Source organism: Jeotgalibacillus sp. R-1-5s-1 (assembly GCF_004405105.1).
In the GTDB taxonomy this organism is placed as follows: Bacteria; Bacillota; Bacilli; order Bacillales; family Jeotgalibacillaceae; genus Jeotgalibacillus.
The window spans coordinates 22622-40623 of record NZ_SORW01000002.1 but is presented as its reverse complement, the minus strand read 5'-3'; the positions used below and the strand labels follow the sequence as shown (position 1 = coordinate 40623).

Genomic DNA, 18002 nt, shown 5'->3' with positions numbered 1-18002 from the left:
ACTTTTACCGTCAATTTAACAAGAAAAAAAGGCTGACCTGTTGCATTCGGTCATGCCTTAGAAGTATTACACATAATCAATTTGGACAACCGGCTGTGTTGGCCTGTAAGCCATGTTTTGTTCCTGCGTACTGCAAACGCTTATAAGCTCGTACCTCAGGCGGCAATCATCTATCTACCGGATAACCGGTCCCTTCCTTTGTTCATTTCCTCCGGAAAAGTGCCTCTACCATTGTTTGAGTTGCTCACTCGTGGGGTTTACCTCGTTCCACTTCCGACATTTCTGTCAGAACTACGTCACTGTGGCACTTTCAAGAGATTCATACCATATTCAAAAGAACTTAGGTATCCTCTCTGCCGTCAGCCTACATTTGTAAGCTGCCACCGCTTATTTTTTCGCGGAGCACGAACACTACGAGCATCTCAGCATCGTGTGAGCATGGACTTTCCTCTGCATGATGCAGCAATTGCCCGGCCTTCACAACCAGTATAGCCAAAGATAAATTATACAGCCGTGCAGGTACTTAAGCAAGCACTATTTTAACGGTCTTCGTATAATTTCCTTCCAAAAACCTCTTTTTCAAGATTGGAGAGACGTTTTAAAATATCAAAGTTTGTTGTCCCGCTGGCCGTCGTTTGAGGCTGTGTATGCTGAGAAGATCTTCTCGGTGAATCAGAAGCAGTCTGCTGGAGACGTTTCACTTCCAGCTCCAGCGTCTGGATCCGATCATTAAAAGCTTCGTAATCTTTAATTATCTGATCTAAAAAGGCATCTACCTCTTCAGGTTTATAGCCTCTCATTGCTGTTTTGAATTCGCGTTCAAGTATTTCTTTTGCGGTTAATTGTGCCACGTCATTGTTCATTATCTTCACCTCGGTATATGTAGTCCGGTTAGTTTATTTTTTCAAAAAGCCGTCACATTGTCAATCTGCATCGTGAATGTTCTGATCAAGTGCTGCCTCTTCAGCAATCCACTGCAAATCCTGAAACGTAATCTGAATCAACTCTAATTGACCATTCGCAGCAGCTGATTCTGCCATTTCTTTTATATATTTTGGTGATCCTTCATTCTCCGGATCATAGACGAGAAGAAGTCCATCTGACTTTTGTAATAAAAATAAATCCCTGTTACGAAATTGGGACGGGTTTTCATACGGTTTTCTTGAAACGGAATCATAAAAATCAGCGTGACTGATAATGGTATGGAACAACTCTTGATTTGCCTCGTTCCATTTACTTTCCATTTCCTGAAAAGCTGTAATAACAGCCAGTTTTAAGTCGGGGTAGTCCTTCTGTAATTCGATGACTACTTCCCCGGCCCATAATTCAACCCCGAGCTGTCCTGAAATTAATACCCATTCAAGACCCTCATCGAGCTTCTGTAAGATGGATTGACTGATTGCCTTTTTAATAATTTGAACAGCAGGATCTTTTTGAGTAAATATACCAAGTTCCTGTGCACGGTAGCCGGTGACCGTCAATATCTTCATTTATCATTCTCCTTTCACAGTCATTACACTTTTGAACGGAGACTCTAATCTTCTTTTATTTTACATCATTTCGACCGTTATTTCCCGGATGTTTCTTAAAAAGAGAAAACGACTGGATATCCAGCCGTTTTGGTCTTATGGTCTTCTGCACATATAATGCTGATGAAAATCGTGACAGCTGTTTTGTTGCATCATTTCAACCTGGTGATAATGATGGAACATCCGATTCGTCACATTGGACACTTCAACAGGATGAATATGAGGCACCTGATAATGTTCGGTATGGCAGTGCCTTTTGCAAATCGTTGGATGAATGATAGGAGCAAGTACTCGCCGCATTCCATTTATCTCCTTTCTGTATGGCATATGTCATTATATGCTTCACAGAAAAAATAAAATTGTGCGGATCATTCATTTATTAAAGTGATGACAGCTGATCACCTAATGCTGAGAATACATATGCTGTTGCTCCGATGACAAAAAAGAACAAAAAAAGAATTAATCTTCTCATACTTTCAACCCCATATTTCAATCGATACTTTAATAGTACAATTGTTTAAGGGACTTCTCAATATCCAGCTGTCTACGTAATTCCGAACAATTTGTGACAATTTTCAAGTACATTCGTCACCGGTCGACTAACCGTGAAAAAAAGCGCTGTTTTTGCGCTTGCCCGGGAAATATTTTCACGGGAAATGATGCAACTATAAATTTCCCTGCTTCTTTTCAAGACGCTTGATCCGATGTTTCAGATCAGATGCTTTTTTCGTTTCCAATTCTGAATCTATCAGCACCAGAGCTTTTTTGGCCATTGTTATTGCATAAGCATGATTTTTGAATTGATGTTCATAGATTTTTGCAAGTTCAACGGCTGCTTCTACCATTTCTTTTTTTGAGCCATTGGAACTGACCTTTAACCAGAGTTTCTCTGCCTGATCATACTGTTTATTTTTTTTATGAAGGTAAGCAAGGTTGTGTGCAGCTGATATATGTCCGTCCATTTTATAGGCGTCTTCAAGCAGCCCCGAGCCTATTTCGCGTTCCCCTTCATGGCTGTACCATTTCCCCAGTTCGTATTTTTCAGCGCTGGTTTGATCGATTTCCTGATCAAGCAACAGTTCGCTCAGATGGATGTATAGCGTAATGAGAGACAAAATGTCTTTCTCATTATGGTCAAGCACCTTGATCATACCTTCCGGATGTTTTCGTTCAATAAAATCAAAATAAATCGCCGGTGCAAGATATCCGGGCAGATCATCCTTCCTTTCAAATCCTAGTTTCTGTTCCTCTACATGCTTGAGCTTGACAGAGGCCATCGAACCTTTCCATAAGCGCCGCGATGCATGGTAAAGATCAAAATGTCCGGTCTGAGGAAGCTTCGGAACATGTTCCCTGATGAGTGTGTGACGCGATTTCACCTGGGGCCAATCGAACGATTTACCGTTATAAGTGACGAGCGTTTTATAGTTCACCTGCTTTAAAAAACTGATATACAAAGGAATTTCCTGTCCAGGGCCGGGCAGGATATGCTGCTTCAGTATCACCTTGTCTCCGGCAAATCTGGCATGTCCGAGAACGAAAATCGTACTGCCTGTTCCTCTGAGTCCAGTCGTTTCTGTATCGAAAAAAAATAAATCTTCAGGATGATAGCCTGCTGAAGAAAGGGAATGAGAAGCATTTGCCTTTTGCCATCCCTCCATAATTTTATGGTAATCTGACAGCCGGTAGCGTCCGTGCTGATAGTTAAGGGGAAAATGAACTTCCCTGATCAGGCAAAAATCATTCTCATGCCAAAATAAATCGGTGTGATGTTGTTTCCAAAGGTCAAGATGCGGAATCTCAGCCATCGATTCAGACCTTGCTGCACCTGAAGAATTTGACTTTAGATGAGGTTTCATCCGGTCTAATTTCTTTTTGAGACTCAATTGACTTCACTTCCCAAAGCATAATAAAACATCTCTAGTATTTTTTCAGTATCCTTTTTGGCATCGCCTGCAGGTAATCCGCTGCCGATACAGGATGGACAACCATTCGTACATACACAGCTTTGTATCAGTTCCAGTGCATCCCGAATCACTGTTTGTCCATTTTCATGAACCTTTTCACTTAATCCGATTCCTCCTGGATAGCGGTCATATATAAACAAGGTCGGCAGCTGATTATGAACAGCCTTTACCTGGGGTGTAACCTGTATATCCTGAGGATCACACATGACGTGAACCGGAATAATCGCTTTCAGTGCATGAGAAGCACCAATCAACCCCTGTTCGACGTGCTCGTCCGTCATGTGTCCGATTCCTTCTTTTAACGAAAACCAGGCTGCACTTGTATGAAGCTCTTCTTCAGGCAGACTGATCGGACCTGACCCGATATTTTCATGTGTATCAAATTTAATTTTCTTGAATAAGGTAGCCATCGCGCGGACTGAGACATCACCGTAACATGCAGCTGCTTCCTCCGTCTCTTTGCGCTTGTCCTCCTCAAGTACACTCAATTGTACTGCCAGGTTAGCGTCAGTAAAATAATCAACTTCCACTTCCCGCACGTATGCTTTCTTTTCGTCCCAATCAAGATACTCAACCTGATACTGTGCTCCCTGATGAAGATAGATAGCTTCATCGTGCAGCAGTGTCATAGCGCTGAAACGGTCCATCTCACCGATGACCCTGTGGTTAGCACGTTCGGACTGGTCAATAATCACCACATTCTCCTGCGAAGCTGACCGGAGGCTGATATCGTGAGCGGGAAAAGCATCGTTCATCCAATACCATTTATCTTTTGTAAAATGCAGGACTCTTTCTTCTGCAAGGTACTCCAGTAAATCTTCAATCTCCGTTTCACCAAATAATTCCCCCTTTTCAAATGGCAGTTCAAATGCTGCACACTTTAAGTGATCAAGGAGAATAACGATATTTTCAGCATTAATGCGTGCTGTCTCAGGGCTTGATTTCAGAAAGTACTCAGGGTGTAAAACAACATACTGATCGAGTGGACTCGAGCTCGCCACCATAAGAATCAGCGCCTCCCCCTGCCTTCTTCCTGCACGTCCTGCCTGCTGCCAGGCACTGGCAATTGTCCCTGGATAACCGGTCATAATGCAGGCCTGCAGCTGTCCGATATCTACGCCGAGTTCCAGTGCATTTGTACTGACCACACCATAAACGTCCCCATCACGAAGCCCCTGTTCTATTTCCCTTCTCTGCGTTGGCAGGTAGCCGCCACGGTAACCGCGGATCGATTTAGGCCCGAGTTCATTTTTGACTAGTTCCTGAAGGTAAGACAGAATAATCTCCACTCTCACTCTGCTTTTAGCAAATACAATTGTCTGTATTTTTTCTTTTAAAAGCAGTGAGGCAAGTCTTCGGACTTCCAGCGTGGCACTGCGTCTGATATTAAGCTGCTGATTGACTACCGGAGGATTATAAAAGACAAAATGTTTTCTTGCTGAAGGTGCACCATTCCGGTCAATCAGATGCATATTCTTACCCGTAAGTGACTCGGCAAGCTCTTTTGGGTTTGCAATGGTAGCAGACGTACAGATAAAGATCGGGTCACTTCCATAAAACTTGCAAATTCTCTTCAGTCTTTTAATGACGTTTGCGACGTGGCTTCCAAATACACCTCTATAAATATGAAGCTCATCTATCACGATATACTTCAGATTCTCAAAAAGTGAAACCCATTTCGTATGATGCGGAAGAATCGCAGAATGAAGCATATCAGGGTTCGTAATCACAATCTGACCGGCCTTCCTGACCTTCTGTCTGATAGAAGCAGGCGTGTCCCCGTCATACGTATAAGAAGTAATGTTCGAATCTGCCAGATCCAGCAGTTCATTCAATTCAGTTTTCTGATCCTGAGATAGCGCTTTTGTCGGGAACAAATATAGAGCCCGATTAGATGGATTTTCAACAATGGATTGAACGACCGGAAGATTGTAGCAAAGCGTTTTTCCTGAAGCTGTTGGTGTAACAGCTGTGATAGATTTTCCGCTCATCACTGAGTTAAATGCTTCCGCCTGATGGGAATAAAGCTTTCCGATCCCTCTCCGTTCCAGTGCTTTTCTCAGGCTTGGAGCCAGTACCTCCGGAAGCGGTTCATAAACCGCCTCCATAGGTTCGATTGTATGCCATTTAACGACCTGGCTTTTGAATTGATCATCATCCCTGAAATGACTGATAAATTCCTTCAGTGTCTTCTTTCTCATTCGATCACCTCATTCCATACCATTATACCGAACATATATTCCTGTAATCAATTCCCGCTATTTAAATGATCCCGTAAAGGCACGGATGAATTGGTTCATCTGACTGACCGTGCTCATGACCTGATTACAGGTTGACATAATATTATTAAAGTCTACTTTTTTTACAGCGTTTTCTTCTGTCTGCTGCTGAGTCGGATCTAACCCAATGGTCTGTTGGACTGCATGATCAGAATAATAAGTCATAATCGGTTTCTTACAATATGGACAAATGGGCAAAGTGTGCGTCTGTCGCATACGGAACATATATTTCTCCCCTTTTTCCATACAATATTCATTCACCACTGCCGGTGTGTCGGGATAAAGCCATTTCAACCTGCCCAAGTACATACCTGCTGGACTGCACATAACTTTTGAATCTTTTATAGCTCGTTTCCGGAAAAAAACATTGCACCGTTACAAGCTCCAAATTATCAGCCGTGGCAAAAATCTGATTATGATGGATGTTCTTTTGCGGGTTTTTTATTAGCTGAGCGGACGTCTTTTCTTTCCATTCCGAGATCAATGCATGAGCCCGGTCTGCAAAAGGCTTTACCTCATCATGAAAGTCCCCTTTTTCTTTTGTTTCTCTTCTTTTATTGTACTCTTCATCGGCCTGCTCAAGGATCTCGGCCAATTGATTTGTTAATTCAAGAATTTCATTCGTTTTCATCACTTTCACCTCTTTTTAGGGCTTACGCTATTTTAACAGAAGCCATAAAAGTTGTAACTATTTCACCTTTTTAACGTCGGATTCTATAAGGGGTTTATGTAACATGGTTTGTACCTTACGTGCATGTGGTATGATGTTCAGGTGAGGTGTATGTATGGAATTCCATTATCCGAACGGAAAACCGTTTAAAAAACCAGCAGAAAAGAAAATATCAGGCAAGGAAAAATCTTATTCGCACGGCAAGCGCGGGATGACACTCGAAGAGGATTTAAATGAAACAAACGATTACTATGTAGCAAGCGGACAGGCTGTCATTCATAAAAAGCCTGTACCTGTGCAGATCGTAACAGTCGATTATCCTAAAAGAAGTGCCGCAGTAATTAAAGAAGCGTATTTCAAACAGGCTTCTACTACCGACTATAACGGTGTTTATAAAGGATACTATATCGATTTTGAAGCAAAGGAAACGAGAAACAAAACCTCCTTCCCTCTTCAGAATTTTCATCAACATCAGCTTGACCATATGGAGCAGGTAACAAAACAGAAAGGGATCGCCTTTGTCATTATCAGATTTTCTTCCACTGAAGATATTTTTTTAATGCCTTTTGAACATTTGAGTTTTTATTGGAATCGCATGCAAAAAGGCGGCAGAAAATCCATGACGAAGGAAGAAGTGGAAGAAACCTCCTACGCGATACCACTGGGCTTGCATCCGCGAATTGATTACCTTAAAATTATAGATCATTTGATCAAATCAAATGATGAGCAGGACTGAAAGTGAGGAAAAGAAATGGCTGACTATAAATCAAGGGAAGAAAAAAGAAATGCCCAAAAGTCTTCGGTAAAGAAAAAAGGAAAGAAAAAGAAATCTAAAGGCTCGATCTTCAAACGGATCTTCATTTCCGTCATCGTTCTGGGGCTTGCCGGGCTATTATTCGGAGGCGGGTTATTTGCTTACTATGCATCCCAGGCACCTGAACTGAATGAAGAGGATTTTATTGATCCGATCACAACGGAGATTGCCGATGTAAATGGTGATGTATTCGCCCGCATTGGAGCTGAAAACCGGGATATGGTCACCTATGATGAAATTCCGGCAACCGTTGAAAATGCAGTGCTGGCAATAGAAGATAACCGATTTTACGAGCACCAGGGTGTAGACTTTTTCCGACTTATGGGTGCTGTGCTGGCAAACCTCCGCGAAGGCTTTGGTGCAGAGGGTGCGAGTACGTTAACTCAGCAGGTCATTAAACAGTCTGTTTTAACCCCTGAAAAATCACTTGAGCGTAAAGCCCAGGAAGCATGGCTCGCTTACCAGCTCGAGCAGGAATATGACAAAGAACAAATTTTCGAAATGTATGTGAATAAAATCTATTATTCTGATGGCATTTACGGCATTAGAACGGCGTCACAATATTATTACGGCGTGGACCTGAATGAACTTGAAGTTCACCAGGCAGCCCTTCTGGCAGGGTTACCTCAGCGTCCAAATGCTTATAATCCTTATGAAAATCCTGAGCTTGCTAAAGAACGCCGGGATATTGTGTTAAGACAAATGAACAATCATGGCAAAATTGATGAAGAAACCATGAATCAGGCAATTGAAACGGATATCATGGACGGCATCGTAGAACGCGGTGAAGGTTTGGAGAATGCAAGAGGCCAGCTATCAGCAGAAGAATCCAAATATGATGCGTTCGTTGATATTGTTTTAGATGAAATTGAAAAGCTTGAAGATGTAAATCCATATGAAGATGGACTGAAAATTTATACAACCCTTGATCCGAAAGCCCAGGAATCAGTCGAAAGTGCATTAAATGATGGTAGTATACAATTCCCGGCTGATATGAATGGGTCAAGAGCACAGGCCGGCGTGACATTATTAGATACACAAAGTGGTGCCATTCGTGCAATTGGTGGCGGCCGCGGATATGGTGAAGAGGTCGACCGCGGTTACAATTTCGCAAAAGATCAGACGTCCCAGCCTGGTTCAGCGATTAAACCACTTTTAGACTATGCACCTGCTATTGACTTCCTGGACTGGTCAACGGCGCAAACAATTGTAGATGAACCTTATACTTTTTCAGATGGATTTGAACCTGGAAACTATGATGGTCAGTTTAAAGGACCTATGACGATGCGTGATGCTTTAGCAGATTCAAGAAATATTACTGCGATTAAAGCGTATTTAGAAGTTGGTCAGGAGCAGGGTACTGAGTTTCTTCAGCAGATGTGGGATTTTGACCCTAATAACTATGGTTGTGGCGATGTATTATGTGAAAGTGCTGCAATTGGAGGCTCCCCGGAAGTCAATACGATTGATATGGCTGCTGCCTATGCTTCCTTTGGTAATAAAGGGGTATACAATGAACCTTATTCAATCACTTCCATTGAATTCAGAGATGGATCTTCAATTGACACTGAACCTGAAAATGAAGTAGTGATGAAAGATTCAACGGCTTATATGATGACAGACATGATGAAGGATGTTCTTGAACCTGGTTCAACAGGTGAGCTTGCACAGGTAAATGGCCTGCCTCTTGCCGGGAAGTCAGGAACGACTAACTACCCTGCCGATATTAGAGCAGCAAACGGAATTCCGAATAACGGTGCACCGGATTCATGGTTTGCAGGTTATTCAACGCAATATACAGCTGCGGTGTGGCTTGGATATGACCAGAACAAAAATACAGAAAACTATTTAACACCTCAGGACCGTTACGTTTCTCAATATTTATTCAGAGACATTATGGCAGCTGTTCATGAGGGTGTTGAAACGCCGGACTTCGAACGTCCTGAAAGTGTTGTTGAGGTTGAAATCGAAAAAGGCACCTCTCCTGTTCAGCTGGCTAGTGAATTCACACCGGATAATCAGAAATCAACTGAACTGTTTGTAAGAGGAACAGAACCAACTACTGTATCTGAAGAATTCGTTATAGATGATCTAGCTGCTCCTTCAAATCTGCAGGCTGAATACAACGAGGAAAATGGAAATATTCAGCTGACATGGGATCATCAGCAGGAAGAGAATGATGACCGCAATGTAGAATTCGAAGTGACGGTAAGTGTTGATGGTGGTGAACCTCAGGAGCTTGCCGTAACTGAGCAGAATGGCTTAAACGTTGAACAGGCACAGGCCGGATCAGCCTATACCTTTACTGTTACTGCTATCGCAGGTGACGAACGAAGTGAATCAGCAAGCGTCAACATTGAAATCACCGACTCTCAAAATGAAGAAGATGAGCAGGAAAATGATGAGAACAACGGTGAAAATGGTGAAGGTCAAGGTAACGGAAACAACGGTAATGGTAATAATAACGGAAATGGAAACGGAAACGGAAATGGCAATGGCAACGGTAATGGCAATGGTGGTGAATCAGGTGACGGTGGTTCAGAAGACGGAGAGTCCGGAGATGGATCAGCGGATGAAAACACTGAAACACCGCCTGAAGAAAACCCTGAAGGTGACGGCACTTCCGACAGTACTTCAGAAGAAGAAAGCGGACAATAAAGTCCACAAAAAAAGAGCCCTAGCGGCTCTTTTTTTTCATGGCAACTTTTTTAGCCGCCATCTTATGCATCTCAGTCATCATCTCATCCAGCTGAATAAAAGAAAAATAAACAGCCGGTCTCTTTAAAACAAAATGAATTCTTTCTTTCGGATTTACAATTTTAACTTCGAGATGATCCAGTTCAGATTCCCAATCATATACATTCACATATTTTTCGTTTGTCCAGAAAAGAAGCGTGAAAAACAGTGATAACCCTTTTACCATAGGATCATGCGTATCCTTTGGTCGATCCTCAAAAAGTGGTCTCATCTCATCTGCCAGACGCTCCCATTCCCCGATGATAACCGGAATCCACTTTTCAATTTCTTCCCATGGTGCCCCCTTTTCAGCCCGGGCAATTATATCCTCTATAAAATATGGTTCAAAATCAGATTGTCTAACGGCTGTCTGGTCTTTTTCGCTATAGAACAGAGGATGCCTGTAAGGCTGAGGTAATGAGTATTCACTCATGACATGCTCACCTTCTTTAAGCGCTTTTTACCTTCACGGCATAAATGAGCGAGCGGACACTGACTGCAATTTGGATTTTGTGCTTTACAGTGATAGCGGCCGAAAAAAATCATTCTATGGTGCGTAACTGACCATTCATCTTTTGGCACTTTTCTCATCAGTTTTTTTTCAACTTCAAGAACAGAATCCTTCCATCTGCATATACCAAGTCTCTTTGATATCCGCTCCACATGAGTATCAACAGCAATTGCCGGCCAGTCGAAAGCGACTGACATGACGACATTAGCTGTTTTTCTTCCAACACCAGGAAGTGTCTGTAATTCAGCATGATCCCTCGGAATTTCACCGTTATAATGCTCGATCAGTCTTTCACACAGATTTCGTATATGTTTCGCTTTATTGCGGTAAAGGCCAATCGAACGGATATCCTGCTGGAGTTCCTCTAAAGTTACATTCAGATAATCTTCAGGTGTTTTATATTTCTTAAAAAGATCAGCCGTTACTTTATTTACGAGCGCATCTGTACATTGTGCGGAAAGAAGCACCGCTATCGTTAATTCAAATGCATTATCATGATTCAGTTCGCAGTGTGCATCAGGAAACATGACAGCCATTTCATCAAGGCATTCCCTGATTTGAACTTTGGTCAACATCTGATTCCCCCCTTGTTGTATTTAATTTTCAAGCCAATTGTAAAACGGGGCAGGTCCCTCAGATGATTCTTCGGGTTTTTTTGCAGGCTTTCTGAAGTTTTCGCTGTGTTTTCTTATTTCCTCAACTGATTTAATACCTTTTTTCTTCCATTCAAACAATATGCGGTCTATATAGCGGAAGTTCAGTTTATTAGAAATAACAGCTTCTCTTAACGCTGCCTTTATGACAAGGGTGGAGTGCTCATCCTGATCAATCCACATCGCAAGCGTTTCACATTCCAGAGGTGATAACGGACGTCCAAACTCCTGTTCAAAAAGGGAATACAGGTCTGTCTGATTTTCCATCGTTTCCGCTACTTTGATTCTGTAATGATCTTCTGCCACCTTCATTAAAATACATTCCCACAACGGTTCCAGTGAATAGGACTCCGTTTGAATTCCGTCAATATCCTGTTTTTCAATCTTAAGATGGGTTTTTTTAATCAGTTTTTGAATGATTTTCAGACATTCAGATTCGGTGAGTGCCATTCTCTCCGAAAGCTTGTCCGGAGTAGGAAAAGACTCACCCTTTTCCACAAAAGAATGGATCTGGATAATCAGCATACATTCTGTTTCTGACAGATGCAGCTTCCGGTAATGTTCTAGCAGCATGACCGGAATGGATGTATACCCCGCCCTTATCCATTCTTTCCAGGGTATTTGATGTGACAATGTGTAACCTCCTTATGTTGAAAAAAGCCGGTATCTTTGGTTTGAAAAAGACCGAACTGCTTTTAAGCATATCCGGTCTTTTCAACTGATTCTGATTATGGATACAGTCTGTTAAGCAAGCGTGGGAATGGAATGGATTCTCTGACGTGTTCAACGCCGCTGATCCACGCAACCGTCCGCTCAAGACCAAGACCGAATCCTGAATGTGGTACTGAACCATATTTGCGTAATTCGGTATACCATTTGTAAGCCTCAGGCTCAAGCTTATGCTCCTGAATTCTCTGTTCGAGAAGATCTAGATCATGAATACGTTCAGAGCCTCCGATGATTTCCCCGTAACCTTCCGGTGCAATCAGGTCTGCACAAAGCACAACTTCCCCGCGCTCGGCATCAGGCTGCATATAAAACGGCTTCAGGCTAGTCGGATAGTGTGTGATAAATACCGGTTTGTCATATGCTTCCGCAATAGCAGTCTCATGCGGAGCACCGAAATCATCACCCCATTTAATATCGTCAAAGCCTTTCTCATGCAGGAATTCAAGCGCTGCATCGTAAGTAATACGAGGGAATGGCGCCTTGATTTTTTCAAGGACAGATGTATCCCTACCGAGTCTTGTCAGTTCAAGCTGACAGTTCTTCAATACAGATTGAACGATAAAAGACACATATTCTTCCTGAACCTTCAGGTTATCCTCGAATTCATAAAAAGCCATCTCAGGCTCAATCATCCAGAATTCGATCAGGTGACGGCGTGTTTTTGATTTTTCCGCACGGAATGTAGGCCCGAACGAGAACACTTTACCAAGCGCCATTGCAGCAGCTTCCATATAAAGCTGTCCGCTTTGGGAAAGGTAGGCATCCTCATCAAAATATTTCGTATGGAAAAGCTCAGATGTTCCTTCAGGTGCACTGCCAGTAAGGATTGGTGGATCCACTTTTACGAAGCCTTCCTGGTTGAAAAACTCATAAGTAGCGCGGATAATTTCATTTCTGATTTTCATCACGGCATGCTGTCGGTTTGAACGAAGCCATAGATGACGGTGGTCCATCAGAAACTCAGTTCCGTGTTCCTTCGGTGTAATAGGGTAATCAACAGCCTGATGAATCACTTCAACGTCCTTGACTTCAAGCTCATATCCAAAAGGAGATCTTGTGTCCTCTTTTACTACACCCGTTACATAAAGTGAAGATTCCTGAGTCAGCCCTTTTGCTTTTTGAAAAATATCTTCTCCAACATCGCTTTTTACAACAACGCCCTGGATAAATCCGGAGCCATCACGCAGCTGTAAGAATGCGATTTTACCGCTTGAACGTTTATTTCCAAGCCATGCGCCAATTTTCACTTCCTGGCCGACATAGCTTCCTGCCTGAGCAATTGATATCTTCACAGTGTTTCCCTCCAACGACTTATGACGGTTAAATCCGCCTGTTATTTTCCTTTACGTATTATACAGTTGTTCTACGCGTGATTCAATGTGCTGCCACGTTAATTCTTTTGATTCGCCTCTACGTATTGTCTGATGCGTTTTAATGCTTCCTCAAACGAGTTCAGATCAGTCGCATAGGAAAGACGGATGTTTTCCGGCGCACCAAATCCTGATCCGGGGATCACAGCTACATTTGCTTTTTCTAGAAGATCTTTAGCGAAATCATCTACAGATTCAAACCTGCAGGCTTTTGCTGCATCCATGACATTAGGGAATAAATAGAATGCTCCCTGAGGTCTTTTACATCTGAATCCCGGAATGGCTGTTACCTGTTCAAACACTTTTTCAAGTCTTGTTTCAAACGACTGACGCATGATTTCTACAGGCTCCTGTGTACCTGTATAAGCAGCAAGTGCACCGAACTGCGCCGTTGTCGTAGGGTTTGAAGTTGAATGGCTCGCAAGATTAGTCATCGCTTTAATAATGGCTTTGTCTCCCGCTGCATACCCGATTCTCCACCCTGTCATCGAATGAGATTTTGATACACCATTTACAAGGATTGTTTGATTTTTAAGTTCAGGCAGCAGCTCAGCGATAGAAAAATGCTTCGTCCCGCCGTATAAAAGCTTTTCATAAATTTCATCAGACACAATCAGCAGGTTAAGCTCGACACAGGCTTTGCCAATGTCCTCAAGCTCCTGTTTTGTGTATACCATTCCGGTTGGATTGCTCGGGGAATTAATGATGACAGCTTTTGTTCTGTCAGTGACAGCAGCTTTAATCTGATCTGCCGTTACTTTATAATCATTCTCTTCCAATCCTTCAACAAATACAGGATTGCCTCCTGCAAGCTTTACCTGTTCAGGATAGCTGACCCAGTAAGGCGTAGGGATCAGCACTTCATCCCCCTCATTCAGCACTGCCTGAAACAGGTTATACAGTACATGTTTTGCACCGCTGCCTACAAAGATTTCAGCAGGCTCATAGCTTAAGTGCTGATCTTTTTGGAACTTATCAATAATCGCTTTTTTCAATTCGGCAGTTCCTGCGGCAGGTGTATATTTTGTCTGACCTGCTTTCATTGATTCGTAAGCCGCTTCAATGATGTGATCAGGGGTATTGAAATCCGGCTCCCCGGCACCAAGACCGATGACGTCTTTTCCTTCAGCACGCAACTCTTTTGCTTTTGCTGTAATGGCAAGGGTCGTCGAAGGTGTTAACACTTTTACTCTGTCAGCTAAAAACTCATTCATCAAAGCGGTTCAACTCCTTATAAATTACGAATGGTTCTCCACCATTCTCCATCGTCAAATTTAACATAATAATAGTTCAGCGTATCTTCCTGATCTTTGTAGACAATTTCCCAGACAGGGCCAACGGATTCAAATCCGATTTTGGAAGATAAGATTTTTGCAGGTTCATCTTCAGCATTCAGCATGGATAGAACCTCATCCTCTTCGATTCCCTCATTCAGCTGTCTCGTTTCGATTTCAAGCTCATCGTTTTCCGGAATAAAAACAAGCAGCTGTTCTCCCTCCGGATCAGTTCCTTTTACAATGGAGTATACTTCACTTCCGTTAAAATGATAGCTTTCCTCCACAGTCACGCCAAACTCGGAACTTGCGATTTCTTCAGCACGATTGAGCTGATCGGAAAGAGGTTGTCTCGCCACGAAAAAAACAATGACCAGACTGGCAAGGATAACAGTGAGACATGAACCTAAAATGATCATCCATTTTTTCATGCGCTCTCACCTATGTCCGGTAAATCGTAAATACGGCTTTTTTGTTGTCTTCTCTGTCAAGCGCAAGCCCAAACATTAGATCCTGGTGCTTTAAGGTTCTGTTCAGGGCGTCTACAATTTTGTAAAGATCGGGCGTGTGCTGAACAGTGACTGTTGACATTACTTCAATTTTTTCACCCATAATTTCACTACTTTCCACTTTCATATTCACTCATACAGTATAACAGGTTTCAAGCATGTGTTTACAGCCAATGTTCAATTTCATCAATGATTGAATCCAGATTCCGTTCCTCAACCTTTATTGCAGGAATGGAGTCTGTAAATGCACGCCCATAGGAAGCCGTGGTGATCCTTCTATCAAAAACGATAAAAACACCCCGGTCCTGTTCGTGCCTGATTAATCGTCCAAACCCCTGCCGGAATCGCAATACAGCCTTCGGAAGAGATATCTCGTTAAATGGATTTCTGTTATTTGCCTTTGCAATTTCCCATTGTGTACGAATTAACGGCTCATCAGGTGGAGAAAACGGCAATCTGACCATAATTAGACACGACAGGTTTTCCCCCGGAATATCGAGTCCTTCCCAGAAGCTCGAAGTACCAAAGAGGACTGCCTTGTCAAATTTCTGAAAGTTTTTTGAAAGCTTTGCCCTGCTGCCTGCTGTGATCCCCTGTGCGATCAGAACAAAGTCCTCCATCAGATTACTTTCTTTTATGAGTTCATAAGTGTTTCGCAGCATTTCATGAGATGTGAATAACACGAGCATTCTGCCGGCTGTTGCTTCAGCAATAACAGAAAGATGACTCGTAATCCATTCAACGTATTCCTCAGGGGAAACCGCTTTGATATCAGGTAAATCCCCCGGAACCATCAGTCTGACCTGTTTCTGGTAATCAAAAGGTGAAGTAAGCGTTAAACAGTCAGCAGAAGAATGCGTCAGTCCGGTTGCATGCATAAAATACTGAAAGCTGTTATTGACTGTTATCGTCGCACTGACTGCTGCAGCAGGTATTTCGTCTTTGAAAAAGGCGGATTTTATTTTCCTGCTGATGTCAATTTCCCGCGCTGACATGGTCAGGCTGCCTGGAATGGATCGCATATCCCCTTCTGCCCAAATCACAAGGTGATCTGACGAGCGGATAAACAAATTGCGGATCATCTCTATCATCTCATGCCATTCCTGTAAAAACGCATAGGCTTCTTCAACATCCGCCTTATGTTTATCGGTTAATTTCGAACGGTTCTTACGCAGTTGGTCGAGCATCGTCTCAAGCGTGTTTCTCCAATTCTTCATTTCGGCGAGAAAGCGTTCAAAAGCATATGCTATCTTCAGCCAATCCCTGGATTCTTTTACATCCGGATCAAGCGCAAGCATATGCTTCTGGACGCCCGGCTTACGCTTAACGTTTGCCTTAAACCAGGTCCCAAGCTGATGAAAGGAAGCATCTGCTTCCTCATTCAGCCTGTCAAATTCCACTTCGGCTTTTGCAATTGACACGCCTGCCTTTCTTGCCGCTGCCTGCAATCTCGTGTAAATGCTGTCTCCGGATGATGGTGACAGCTGGCCGATCGCAAATTTAATTTTCATGAAGTCCAGCTGAACACCCCATTGCTTTCTGCTGACTTCCTCCAGATGATGAGCCTCATCAATCATCAGGTAGTGATAGTCAGGCAGCAGCTTCTGATCCTTCAACTGGTCAGATGCAAGCAGAGAATGATTCGTAATGATCACATCTGCCTCTTTTGCAAGAGACACAGACCAGGCGAAATAATCATATTTTTCCCAAGGGTCTTCCTCCCGGTTCAAAAACCAGCCATTATGGGAAATGCGGTTCCAAAACAGTAAACCTCCCCCGGTCAGGTTTAATTCATCCCCGTCTCCGGTTTCGGTCTCAGTGAGCCATGTCAGAATCTGCATTTTGGTCAGGACGATGTCATATTGAGAATCATCTTCCTGCAATGACTGATCATATTTCATCATATGTATATAGTTGCTCTTGCCTTTTAACACAGCAAATCGAACAGATCCGTCCAGTAAATGCTGAATGTCTCTGATTGCATTGTCCTGCATCTGTGCCTGCTGATGAAGCGTATGGGTCGTGATCACTGTTTTGTGACCCTCTCTGGCTTTTATCACCGCAGGAATTAACAGACCGTGCGTCTTTCCGATCCCTGTTCCTGCCTCTATGACAGCATGCTTTTTTTGCTCAAATGAATGGAGAATATGATGAATCATCTTTAATTGGGCATCGCGTTTTACATACCCTGGAAGCAGCTGTTTCAGGAAAGACTCCGCATCAAGTGGACCGTATTGATCCGTTTTGCGGTCTGGTCTGACTTTTTTTCGGATCGCAATCCCTCTGTACACTTCCAAATGCCCGGGCAGATCCTCAAGCTTTTGTTTTTTCGCGGTAATCAGGTGATTAAACAACACTTGTATGTCACTTTTTAAATAAACGGACTCCTTTGCCAGCCGCTCCAGTGTGACTAGTGGCATTGTAAAAGCTTTTGATACCAGAGATAAAAACAGCTGTGCGGTAGCAAGAGCGTCGCTGTCAGCCTGATGGGGCCGGTCATGATCCAGCTCGAAATCAGCTGTTAGGTCCGTCAGCTTAAAACTCCCGACGGTAGGTAACAGCACTCTTGAAAGCTCAACAGTATCCAGTACGAGACCCGACCAGCTGTTAAATCCTGCAAGATGCAGTTCCCCATTTAAAAACGGGAGATCGAAATGAATATTATGGGCAACAAAAACAGCTCCCTCCAGTTTTGATAAAACCTCGGGAGCAATTTGTTCAAATGAAGGAGCTGTTGTAACATCCTGATTTGTAATCCCCGTCAGCTCCGTGATAAACACCGGAACAGGCTGCATCGGATTGACGAAGGATGACCAGGTTTCCACTATCTGATTATTTTCAATCAGGACGATTGCAATCTGGATAATGCGGTCTCCTTTTTTAACCGAATTGCCGGTCGTTTCGATATCAACCACCGCTATTTTTTTTGATTCCATCACCTTCACAGCCTTTTTCATAACG

General features: G+C 43.0%; 17 protein-coding genes and 1 other RNA gene. 2 read left to right on the top strand and 16 right to left on the bottom strand.

Annotated features, from left to right (window positions below):
- Positions 1-101: 101 nt before the first annotated feature.
- The 8 genes from rnpB to E2491_RS00195 form a co-directional block, all read right to left on the bottom strand.
- An RNA gene (gene rnpB, locus E2491_RS00230) (RNase P RNA component class B) lies at positions 102-478 on the bottom strand.
- 61 nt (positions 479-539) lie between these two features.
- A complete protein-coding gene (gene gpsB / locus E2491_RS00225) occupies positions 540-863 on the bottom strand; it encodes a cell division regulator GpsB (RefSeq protein ID WP_134371381.1) in 324 nt (107 codons plus the stop codon).
- Between the two features lie 60 nt (positions 864-923).
- On the bottom strand, positions 924-1490 hold the full coding sequence (locus tag E2491_RS00220) for an SLOG family protein (protein ID WP_134371380.1): 567 nt from the start codon (positions 1488-1490) through the stop codon (positions 924-926).
- A 135-nt stretch (positions 1491-1625) separates the two neighbouring features.
- Entirely contained in the window at positions 1626-1829 is a 204-nt protein-coding gene (locus E2491_RS00215) for a CotD family spore coat protein (protein WP_166805741.1), read from the bottom strand.
- Between the two features lie 365 nt (positions 1830-2194).
- Positions 2195-3388: a ribonuclease H-like domain-containing protein gene (locus E2491_RS00210; RefSeq protein WP_134371378.1), complete on the bottom strand. Its 1194-nt coding sequence runs from the start codon at positions 3386-3388 to the stop codon at positions 2195-2197.
- Positions 3389-3411: 23 nt separating this feature from the next.
- A complete protein-coding gene (locus E2491_RS00205) occupies positions 3412-5697 on the bottom strand; it encodes a DEAD/DEAH box helicase (RefSeq protein WP_134371377.1) in 2286 nt (761 codons plus the stop codon).
- 57 nt (positions 5698-5754) lie between these two features.
- Entirely contained in the window at positions 5755-6000 is a 246-nt protein-coding gene (locus E2491_RS00200) for a hypothetical protein (protein ID WP_134371376.1), read from the bottom strand.
- A 28-nt stretch (positions 6001-6028) separates the two neighbouring features.
- Positions 6029-6406, bottom strand: a complete 378-nt coding sequence (locus E2491_RS00195) for a DUF1798 family protein (RefSeq protein WP_134371375.1) — start codon at positions 6404-6406, stop codon at positions 6029-6031.
- Positions 6407-6560: 154 nt separating this feature from the next.
- Between E2491_RS00195 and recU the strand changes: the two genes are divergently transcribed.
- Positions 6561-7181 carry a Holliday junction resolvase RecU gene (recU, locus tag E2491_RS00190; RefSeq protein WP_134371374.1) on the top strand — a complete coding sequence of 207 codons (621 nt, stop codon included), beginning with the start codon at positions 6561-6563 and terminating at the stop codon, positions 7179-7181.
- Between the two features lie 15 nt (positions 7182-7196).
- Positions 7197-9917, top strand: coding sequence for a penicillin-binding protein 1A (locus E2491_RS00185; RefSeq protein WP_134371373.1), 2721 nt, complete (start codon positions 7197-7199; stop codon positions 9915-9917).
- A 19-nt stretch (positions 9918-9936) separates the two neighbouring features.
- Here E2491_RS00185 and E2491_RS00180 read toward each other — a convergent pair whose 3' ends face one another.
- The 8 genes from E2491_RS00180 to dinG form a co-directional block, all read right to left on the bottom strand.
- Positions 9937-10428, bottom strand: coding sequence for a YpoC family protein (locus tag E2491_RS00180; protein ID WP_134371372.1), 492 nt, complete (start codon positions 10426-10428; stop codon positions 9937-9939).
- A complete protein-coding gene (gene nth / locus E2491_RS00175; protein WP_134371371.1) occupies positions 10425-11081 on the bottom strand; it encodes an endonuclease III in 657 nt (218 codons plus the stop codon). The genes E2491_RS00180 and nth overlap by 4 nt, the downstream gene beginning before the upstream one ends.
- Before the next feature lie 21 nt (positions 11082-11102).
- On the bottom strand, positions 11103-11732 hold the full coding sequence (locus tag E2491_RS00170; protein WP_134372240.1) for a DnaD domain-containing protein: 630 nt from the start codon (positions 11730-11732) through the stop codon (positions 11103-11105).
- Between the two features lie 155 nt (positions 11733-11887).
- On the bottom strand, positions 11888-13180 hold the full coding sequence (asnS, locus tag E2491_RS00165; protein WP_134371370.1) for an asparagine--tRNA ligase: 1293 nt from the start codon (positions 13178-13180) through the stop codon (positions 11888-11890).
- A 98-nt stretch (positions 13181-13278) separates the two neighbouring features.
- Positions 13279-14472, bottom strand: a complete 1194-nt coding sequence (locus E2491_RS00160; RefSeq protein ID WP_134371369.1) for a pyridoxal phosphate-dependent aminotransferase — start codon at positions 14470-14472, stop codon at positions 13279-13281.
- 17 nt (positions 14473-14489) lie between these two features.
- Positions 14490-14963, bottom strand: coding sequence for a cell wall elongation regulator TseB-like domain-containing protein (locus E2491_RS00155; protein WP_134371368.1), 474 nt, complete (start codon positions 14961-14963; stop codon positions 14490-14492).
- Positions 14964-14973: 10 nt separating this feature from the next.
- Complete coding sequence (locus E2491_RS00150) at positions 14974-15144, bottom strand: YpmA family protein (RefSeq protein ID WP_134372238.1); 171 nt, start codon at positions 15142-15144, stop codon at positions 14974-14976.
- A gap of 61 nt (positions 15145-15205) precedes the next feature.
- Positions 15206-17977, bottom strand: coding sequence for an ATP-dependent DNA helicase DinG (gene dinG / locus E2491_RS00145; protein WP_166805740.1), 2772 nt, complete (start codon positions 17975-17977; stop codon positions 15206-15208).
- Positions 17978-18002 lie beyond the last annotated feature (25 nt).